General features: G+C 68.2%; 7 protein-coding genes. 6 read left to right on the forward strand and 1 reads right to left on the reverse strand.

All coding sequences use genetic code 11. The annotated features are described in order from the left end of the window. Positions 1–5 precede the first annotated feature (5 nt). The 3 genes from WDC87_RS11280 (at position 6) to WDC87_RS11290 (ending at position 5,120) form a co-directional block, all read left to right on the forward strand. Positions 6–1,415: a DNA polymerase Y family protein gene (locus WDC87_RS11280; protein ID WP_088497899.1), complete on the forward strand. Its 1,410-nt coding sequence runs from the start codon at positions 6–8 to the stop codon at positions 1,413–1,415. A gap of 6 nt (positions 1,416–1,421) precedes the next feature. Continuing rightward, entirely contained in the window at positions 1,422–4,532 is a 3,111-nt protein-coding gene (locus WDC87_RS11285; RefSeq protein WP_252744502.1) for an error-prone DNA polymerase, read from the forward strand. A gap of 81 nt (positions 4,533–4,613) precedes the next feature. Continuing rightward, positions 4,614–5,120 (forward strand): hypothetical protein, encoded by a 507-nt coding sequence (locus tag WDC87_RS11290; protein WP_005417089.1) that lies wholly within the window; start codon positions 4,614–4,616, stop codon positions 5,118–5,120. Positions 5,121–5,256: 136 nt separating this feature from the next. Here WDC87_RS11290 and ptsJ read toward each other — a convergent pair whose 3' ends face one another. After that, positions 5,257–6,543, reverse strand: coding sequence for a transcriptional regulator PtsJ (ptsJ, locus tag WDC87_RS11295; RefSeq protein WP_227837757.1), 1,287 nt, complete (start codon positions 6,541–6,543; stop codon positions 5,257–5,259). A gap of 76 nt (positions 6,544–6,619) precedes the next feature. Here ptsJ and WDC87_RS11300 point away from each other — a divergent pair, with 76 nt between their 5' ends. The 3 genes from WDC87_RS11300 to WDC87_RS11310 are packed head-to-tail and all read left to right on the forward strand — an operon-like array spanning position 6,620 to position 8,312. Beyond that, positions 6,620–7,393, forward strand: coding sequence for a YggS family pyridoxal phosphate-dependent enzyme (locus WDC87_RS11300; protein ID WP_111201497.1), 774 nt, complete (start codon positions 6,620–6,622; stop codon positions 7,391–7,393). Further along, the gene (locus WDC87_RS11305; RefSeq protein ID WP_072167454.1) at positions 7,390–8,091 is read left to right on the forward strand and encodes a glutamine amidotransferase; all 702 of its coding nucleotides are present in this window, start codon (positions 7,390–7,392) and stop codon (positions 8,089–8,091) included. The genes WDC87_RS11300 and WDC87_RS11305 overlap by 4 nt, the downstream gene beginning before the upstream one ends. After that, entirely contained in the window at positions 8,088–8,312 is a 225-nt protein-coding gene (locus WDC87_RS11310; protein WP_088497903.1) for a hypothetical protein, read from the forward strand. Before WDC87_RS11305 ends, WDC87_RS11310 begins: the two co-directional genes overlap by 4 nt. The last annotated feature ends 219 nt before the right edge of the window (positions 8,313–8,531 follow it).

The following is an 8,531-nucleotide window of genomic DNA, read 5'->3' on the forward strand; positions in this document are numbered from 1 at the left end:
GCGCCATGCACTGGGCCTGCCTGTTGTTGCCGCAGTTGGCGCTGGACAGCGTGCTGCGCCTGCAGCCCGACCCACAGCGGCCATTGGTACTGCTGCAGGGGCCGGCGCAGCGTCGCGTGCTGCGCGCGGTCAGCCCGTCGGCACGTGCAGCAGGGCTGCGCCCGGGCATGCTGCTGTCGGCTGCACAGGTACTGGTGCAGGACATGCACCTGCACGACTACGACCCCAATGCCGAACAGCACACCCGGCAGCTGCTGGCCAGCTGGGCCTATGCCTACAGCTCGCAGGTCAGCCTCGATTTTCCGCATGCGCTGGTGCTGGAAATCGGTGCCAGCCGCGCCCTGTTCGGTGACTGGCTGACGATCCAGCAGCGCCTGCGCAACGAACTGCACGAACTCGGCTTCCGCCACCGCCTGGTGGCCGCGCCTAACCCACATGCCGCGCGCGTGCTGGCCAACGTCCACGATGGCCTCGGCCTTGATGCGCAGCAGCTGCCGGCGGCGCTGGCGCAGCTGCCCCTGGCGCGCTGCGGCCTGCCCAGCGAGGCGGTGACGGTGCTTGGCCGTTCCGGCCTGCGCACGTTGGGCGCGGTGCTCAAGCTGCCGCGCGACAGCCTGGCCCGGCGCTTCGCCCCCGAGGTCCTGCAGCAGCTGGATGCATTGCGCGGGCTGCCCACCGCGCCATTGCGCTACTACCAGCCACCGGACCGTTTCGATGCGCGCATCGAATTCGAATACGAGATCGAATCCAGCCAGGCCCTGCTGTTCCCGCTGCGCCGCCTGCTGCTCGACCTGGCCGCGTTCCTGTGTTCGCGCGATGGCGGCGTGCAGCGCTTCGACCTGCATTTCGAGCATGACCTGTTGCCGGCCAGCGTGCTGACCATCGGCCTGTTGGCGCCCGAACGCGATCCCGCGTTGCTGTTCGAGATCGCGCGCAACCGCATGGAAGCGTTCGCCCTGCCGGCCGGCAGCCGCGCACTGCGCCTGCAGGCCGAACAGCTGCCGCCGTTCGTGCCCGCCGCGCGTGACCTGTTCGATACCCGTCCGGCGCAGGCGATGCCGTGGAACCAGCTGCGTGAGCGCCTGCGCGCGCGGCTCGGCGATGACGCCGTGCAGCCGCTGGCAGTGCAGGCCGACCATCGCCCCGAACGCGCCAGCGGCACCCAGCCAGCAGCCAGGCCACCGGCATACTGGCCACTGCGCCCCGGTTGGCTGCTGGACGCTCCACAGCCGCTGCGTGACCCGCGCCTGCGCATCATCGCCGGGCCGGAGCGGATCGAATCGGGCTGGTGGGACCAGGCTGACGCGCGCCGCGACTACTACGTGGTGGAAACCGCGCATGGCCAGCGCGGCTGGGCCTTCCGCGCGCGCAACGATCCGCATGCGCCGTGGATGCTGCACGGCTGGTTCGGCTGAGCCGCCATGCACAGCGAACTGCCCGGCTACGCCGAACTGCACTGCCTGTCGGCCTTCAGTTTCCAGCGCGGTGCTTCGATCGCCGAAGAGTTGTTCGCGCGCGCCGCTGGCCAGGGCTACCGCGCGTTGGCGATCACCGACGAATGCTCGCTGGCCGGCATCGTGCGCGCCTGGCAGGCAGCGAAGACACATGGCGTGGCGCTGATCGTCGGCGCCGAATTCCAGGTCGAGGACGGGCCGAAGCTGGCCCTGCTGTGCACCGACCAGGCCGCCTATGCCGGGCTGTGCCAGTTGATCACGACCTGTCGGCGGCGGGCTGCCAAGGGCGAATACCGCTGCCTGCGCGACGATCTGCTCGGCCTGCCCGACGGTTTGTTGTGCCTGTGGCTGGACCGGCAGCCATCCGCCACCGATCTTGAATTGCTACGCACCGGCTTCGATGATCGGCTGTGGCTGGCGGTGGAACTGCACCGCGAACACGATGATGCACGCCGCCTGCAGCAGCTGCAGGCCTTCGGCGAACGCCACCGCCTGCCCCTGGTCGCCAGTGGCGATGTGCACATGCACGTGCGCCGTCGCCGTGCCCTGCAGGACACACTGACCGCGATCCGCCACCGCTGCAGCGTGGCCGAGGCCGGCTGGCGCCTGTTTCCCAATGGCGAGCGCCACCTGCGCCCGCGTACCGCGCTGGCCCAGCTGTATCCGCCCGAACTGCTGGCTGAAACCCTGCGCATCGCCGATCGCTGCCACTTCACCCTGGAACAGCTGCAGTACACCTATCCGCGCGAGCTGGTGCCCGAAGGACACGATCCGGACAGCTGGCTGCGCGTGCTGGTCGAGCGCGGCATCCGGTGGCGCTGGAAAGGCGGCATCGAAGCGAAGCAACGCACGCAGATCGAGCACGAACTGGCGCTGATCAAGCAGAAGAACTACGCCTCGTATTTCCTCACCGTGCAGGACATCGTGCGCTTTGCGCGCAGCCAGGACATCCTCTGCCAGGGCCGTGGCTCAGCGGCCAACTCGGCGGTGTGCTTCGTGCTGGGCGTGACCGAGATCGACCCGGCACGCAGCAACCTGCTGTTCGAGCGCTTCATCTCCGCCGAGCGCGACGAACCACCGGATATCGACATCGACTTCGAGCACGAGCGTCGCGAGGAGGTGCTGCAGTACGTGTTCAAGCGCTACGGCCGCGAGCGCGCCGCACTGACCGCGGTGGCGATCAGCTACCGTGGCCGCAGCGCGATCCGCGACGTGGCCCGCGCACTGGGCCTGCCGATGGACCAGGTCAACGAACTGGGCGCGGCGATGGACCACTGGGGCGGCAACATCCCGCTGCCGGAAACCCTGCGCGAGCGTGGCTTCGATCCGGACACGCCGTTGATGCGGCGCCTGCTGGCACTCACCGCAGAGCTGATCGATTTTCCGCGCCACCTGTCGCAGCACCCGGGCGGTTTCGTCATCTCCGAGCATCCACTGTCGACCCTGGTACCGGTGGAGAACGCGGCGATGGCCGACCGCACCGTCATCCAGTGGGACAAGGATGACCTGGATGCCACCGGCCTGATGAAGGTCGACTGCCTGGCATTGGGCATGCTCACGGCCATCCGCAAGTGCCTGGCGATGCTGAAACAGCATGGCCTGCACGAAGGGCGCATGGATGCCATCCCGCCCAAGGATGCGAAAACCTTCGACATGATCTGCGCCGCCGATACCATCGGCGTGTTCCAGATCGAATCGCGCGCACAGATGGCGATGCTGCCGCGCATGCAGCCGCGCACGTTCTATGACCTGGTGATCGAAGTGGCGATCGTGCGCCCCGGCCCGATCCAGGGCGACATGGTGCACCCCTATCTGGAGCGGCGCCGGATCCTGCGCGAACAGGGCCCGGAGGCACTGAACGACCCGGACAACCCGCTCTACCCACCGCAGCTGGAACGCGTGTTCGCGCGTACGCTGGGCGTGCCATTGTTCCAGGAACAGGTGATGCAGCTGGCGGTCGAAGCAGCCGGCTACACGCCTGGCCAGGCCGATGCCCTGCGCCGTTCGATGGCCGCCTGGAAACGTCGTGGCGGGCTGGAACCGCATCGCGAGAAGCTGTTGGCCGGCATGCTGGAGAACGGCTTCAGTCGCGAATACGGCGAGCACCTGTTCGAGCGGATCAAGGGCTTCGGCGATTACGGCTTCCCGGAAAGCCACGCCGCCAGCTTCGCCCTGCTGACCTATAACAGCTGCTGGCTGAAATGCCACCACCCGGCCGCATTCACTGCCAGCCTGATCAACAGCCAGCCGCTGGGTTTCTACAGCCCCGACCAGCTGCTGCAGGACGCACGGCGGCATGGCATTACCGTTCTTCCCGTGGACGTACGCCACAGCGACTGGGACTGCACGCTGGACTTCAGCAGGGGGCCGGCGGCGATCCGTCTGGGCCTGCGCCTGATCGACGGCTGCAACGAAGATGCCGTGCAGGCCATCATGCGCGAGCGCGCGCGGCGCCCGTTCGACGACGTCGGCGACCTGTGCCAGCGCACCGCGCTGGACCGCCGCCAGCAGGGCCTGCTGGCCGATGCCGGGGCACTGCGCGGGCTCAGCGGCCATCGCCATCGTGCACGCTGGGATATCTCGGGCGTAGAGAACCGGCTGCCGCTGTTCGACCAGGCCCGTGCCACTGCCGAAGCACGCGTGCCCCTGCCACTGCCCAGCGCCTGGGAGGACATGCAGGCCGACTACCGCAGCACGGGCACCACCCTCGGCCGCCACCCGATCTCGTTCCTGCGCGCGCAGCTGCGCAGTCGTGGCTGCCTGGATGCCGCACAGCTGGCCGGGCACGGCCACGGCCGCCGTGTGCGCATCGCCGGACTGGTGCGCATGCGCCAGCGGCCACAGACCGCCAGTGGCGTTACCTTCCTCACCCTTGAAGACGAGACCGGCATGGTCAACGCCGTGGTCTGGCGCCACCTGGCCGACCGCCAGCACCGGGTGCTGGTCGACACCCAGCTGATGCAGATCGATGGCCGCCTGGAGCGCGTTGATGGCGTGCAGCATGTCATCGTGCAGCGCATGCACTGCCTGGATGAGCTGCTGCAGGGACTGCGCAGCCACAGCCGCGATTTCCACTGACGATACAGATCGTCACACAACGAACTGGCCTTTGCCCGCCGGCATCCGCTATCGTCGGCCTATCCAAGGAAGGACGACCCGATGCCCCGTGTGCTGCTGCTGACCACCCTGGTGGTCTCGACCCTTGCCCTGCTCGTTTCCGGCTGGACCGCCTGGAGCCTGCATCGCAGCCAATCGCCTGAGCGGATCATCGAAGCGCGCGGCCTGGTCATCCACGATGGCACTGGCCAACCACGGCTGATCCTCGGTGCGCCGGTGCCGGACCCCCTCAGCAGGGGCCGCACCCAAGGACCGCGTGCAACCGCGCTGTCCGGCCTGATCCTGCTTGGCCCCGACGGTTCCGAGCGCGGCGGTTATGGCACCAGCGACCGCGGGGGCGAAGCCCTGCTCACTCTGGACGATGCCACCGGCACCACCGAAGTCTTCAAGGTCGTCGCCAACCCGGACCGTGGCGCCAGCCTGATGGTCAAGCACCAGAACAATACCGGCGCCATGCTCACCTCCTGGCAGGGCAAGCCGGAGCTGATGTTCGTCGATGACAGTGGCCAGTCCTACTACGTGCGCCCCAACGCCAACGCCGCGCCCTGATCTGCTTCTAGCGTCGAGCCATGCTCGACTTTGTTTCGCCCCTGTAGCGCCGAGCCATGCTCGGCTGCTTCTAGCAACAGCAGCCGAGCATGGCTCGGCTCTACAAAGGTGAAGTAGCGTCGAGCATGGCTGGGCGCTATACCCCACACACCGCCGCCAGGTCATCGGCCAGCTGCCGCAGCTGCGCCGCCCCCAGCGCCGCGCAGGTGATGCGCAGGCCATGCCCTGGTGCAGCCACCGCAAACACTTCGCCAGCACGCACATGCCATCCGCGCGCAGCCAGCGCCAGTACCTGTGGATGGCTGTCGGCCGGCAACGGCAGCCACAGGTTCAATCCCTCCATCGGCAACGGCGTCGGCACACCACGCGCGCGCAGCAGTTCCTGTAGCGACTGCAGGCGCTGCTGGTACCGCTCGCCTGCCGAGACGATCTTCGCCCGCTGCGGCGCCGAGGCCAGCACCGAAGTGGCGGCATCCTGCAGCAGATGACTGACCCAGCCGATGCCGGACGCCAACCGCAACCGCAACCGCATCGCGGTCTCGTCATCACAGGCCAGCCAGGCCAGGCGCAGGTCGGGGCCGAGCGGCTTGGACAGCGAACGCAGCAGCGCCCAGCGCCGGCCATCCAGCGGCAGTACCGAGTGGTAGGCCTGCTGCGAGAGCAGTGCGTAGTGGTCATCGATCAGCACCGCCACCTGCGGGTAGGCCGCCAGCAGCTGGCGCAACGCCCGTGCCCGCTTCGCATCCAGGCTGGCCCCGGTCGGGTTGTGCGCACGCGGGGTCAGCAGCACCGCGCGTGCCCCGGCCTCCAGCGCCTGTCGCAGCGATTCAACCTGCATGCCATGCGCATCCACCGTCACCGGCAACGGCACATGGCCCACGGCATTGAGCACATTGAGGCTGCCGAGGAAGCATGGATCCTCCACCGCGATGCGATCCCCCGGCAGCAGCCATGCCGCCAACAGGCGCTCGATGCCATCGACCGCGCCATGGGTCAGCTCCAGCGCGTACCCCTCGGGGCAATCCGCATCCAGCGAGGCGCGTGCCAACGCCTGCAACCTCGGGTCGACCGTGCCCACGCCATACAGCCGTGGCGCCGCCGGGGCCAGGCGCAGGCTGGGCAGCAGGCGAGGATCCGGGTTGCCACCGGCCAGGTCCTGCAGCGCCAACCCCGGCGTACTGCCCTCGCGCGCCAGCGTCGGCGGCAGGCCACGCACCACCGTGCCGCGTCGGCCCGCGGTACTGGCCAGGCCGGCCGCATCCAGTCGCTTGTAGGCAGCAGCCACGGTGTTGCGATTGACCCCCAGCTGATCGGCCAGTTCGCGCACCGGCGGCAGCACGCTGCCCGCCGGCAGGCGGCCCTTGCCGATGCCATCACGGATGCTGTCGAAGATCGACTCGGCGCTATGCCCGGTGATTTTCATTTTGTCCTATGCCAAAATAATTCTTGTCCTGTGCCAGTGTATCCCACCCTGGCCATCCTGCATTGGAGGTGCCCGCATGCCCCTTGCCGCCGCCGACTGGCCCATCGCCCAGTCCGTTGAACAGATCGCCGCCAACCTGGTCACGGTGCGCCAACGCATCGCCGCTGCCTGCGCCCGCGTCGGCCGGGACCCGGCCAGCGTGCGCCTGCTGCCGGTCAGCAAGACCGTCGATGACGCCCGCATCCGCATGGCGGTGGCCGCCGGTTGCCGCGAGCTGGGCGAGAACAAGGTGCAGGAGGCGCAGCGCAAGGCCGAGACGATGGCCGATCTGGACGTGCACTGGTCGGTGATCGGGCATCTGCAGACCAACAAGGCGCGCTACGTGGCGCGCTTCGCCAGCGAGTTCCAGGCGCTTGACAGCCTGCGCGTGGCCGAAGCGCTGCAGCAGCGCCTGCAGCTGGAAGACCGCACGCTCGATGTGTTCGTACAGGTCAACACCTCCGCCGAACCCAGCAAGTACGGTCTGGAACCCGCTGCCGTCGAGGCCTTTGTGCAGCAGCTTCCAGCGTTCGACCGCCTGCACGTACGCGGCCTGATGACGCTGGCCATCTTCACCCCCGAGGTCGAGCGCGTGCGTGCCTGCTTCGTGCGCCTGAGCGAACTGCGCGACCAGCTGCAGCGCACTGCACCTCCCGGCATCGACCTGTCGCAGCTGTCGATGGGCATGTCCGGTGACTTCGAAGTGGCCATCGAGGAAGGTGCCACCGTGGTCCGCGTCGGGCAGGCCATCTTCGGCGCACGCGCCACCCCGGACAGTTTCTACTGGCCCAGCAATGGAGCCCTGGCATGAAGCACGCGGTCGTCCTGCAACACGTCGCCTTTGAAGACCTCGGCACCCTGCAGCCTCTGCTGATGGCACAGGGCTGGCAGCTGCAGGTGCTGCAAGCCGGTGTCGACGCCCTCGATCCGGCCGAAGCCGCCGACCTGCTGGTGGTGCTGGGCGGTCCGGTCAGCGTCAACGACGTTGATCTCTATCCCTTCCTCAATGACAGCATCGCGCTGCTGCAATGTCGGCTGCAGCAGCAGCGGCCCACGCTGGGCATCTGCCTGGGCGCGCAGCTGATGGCGCGTGCACTCGGTGCCGACGTCGCCGCCAGTGGCGGCAAGGAGATCGGCTTTTCGCCGCTGCTGCTCACCGATGACGGCCAGCGCTCGCCACTGCAGGCCCTGCAGGGCATTCCGGTACTGCATTGGCATGGCGAGGCGTTCGAACTCCCGGCGGGTGCACGCCGCCTGGCCAGTACGCCGGCCTGCCGCCATCAGGCCTTTGCCATCGGTAACCATGCGTTGGCACTGCAATGCCATCCGGAGCTGGACGCGCGCCAGTTCGAGCGCTGGCTGATCGGTCACACCCTGGAACTGGCGCAGGCCGGCATCGATCCGAACGACCTGCGCACGCAGGCGCGTCGCTATGGCGCGCCACTGGCCGCGGCCGCCACCGCGATGTTCGACCATTGGCTGCAGGACCTGCCGGAGCTACCGCGATGAACTACCGATTGCAGATCCACCGCGATGGCGCCTACTGGGGCCACTTCGACTGCAGCGGGCCTGATGCCCTGCAGCGCATGGACAGCATCGCCGCGCAGCTGCCTGCAGCCCAGGGCTTCCAGCTGAAACGGCAGAAAGGCATCAGCGAAGAGCGCATCCTGTCCAGCAATGCCGATGGCCTGCGCGTACTGGCTTCGCAGACCCAGTACCGCGACCTCTGACGATCGTCACGGTAGTGGGGGGGGGGGGGGGGGCGCCCCCCGCGGCGCCCTCTTAGGGGGCGCGCGGGGGCCCGACCCCCCCCGTTTCCGCCCCCTCACAGCTTTAGCCAAAATAACCCACCAACCCCACCCCCCCCCCCACAGACCACAAAACCACCCCCGCACCCCCACCCCCCCCAGCAACTACAAAATACTATACAAAAACTCATTGAAACGAGC

This window comes from Stenotrophomonas maltophilia group sp. Smal12 (assembly GCF_037079935.1).
GTDB lineage: Bacteria > Pseudomonadota > Gammaproteobacteria > Xanthomonadales > Xanthomonadaceae > Stenotrophomonas > Stenotrophomonas sepilia.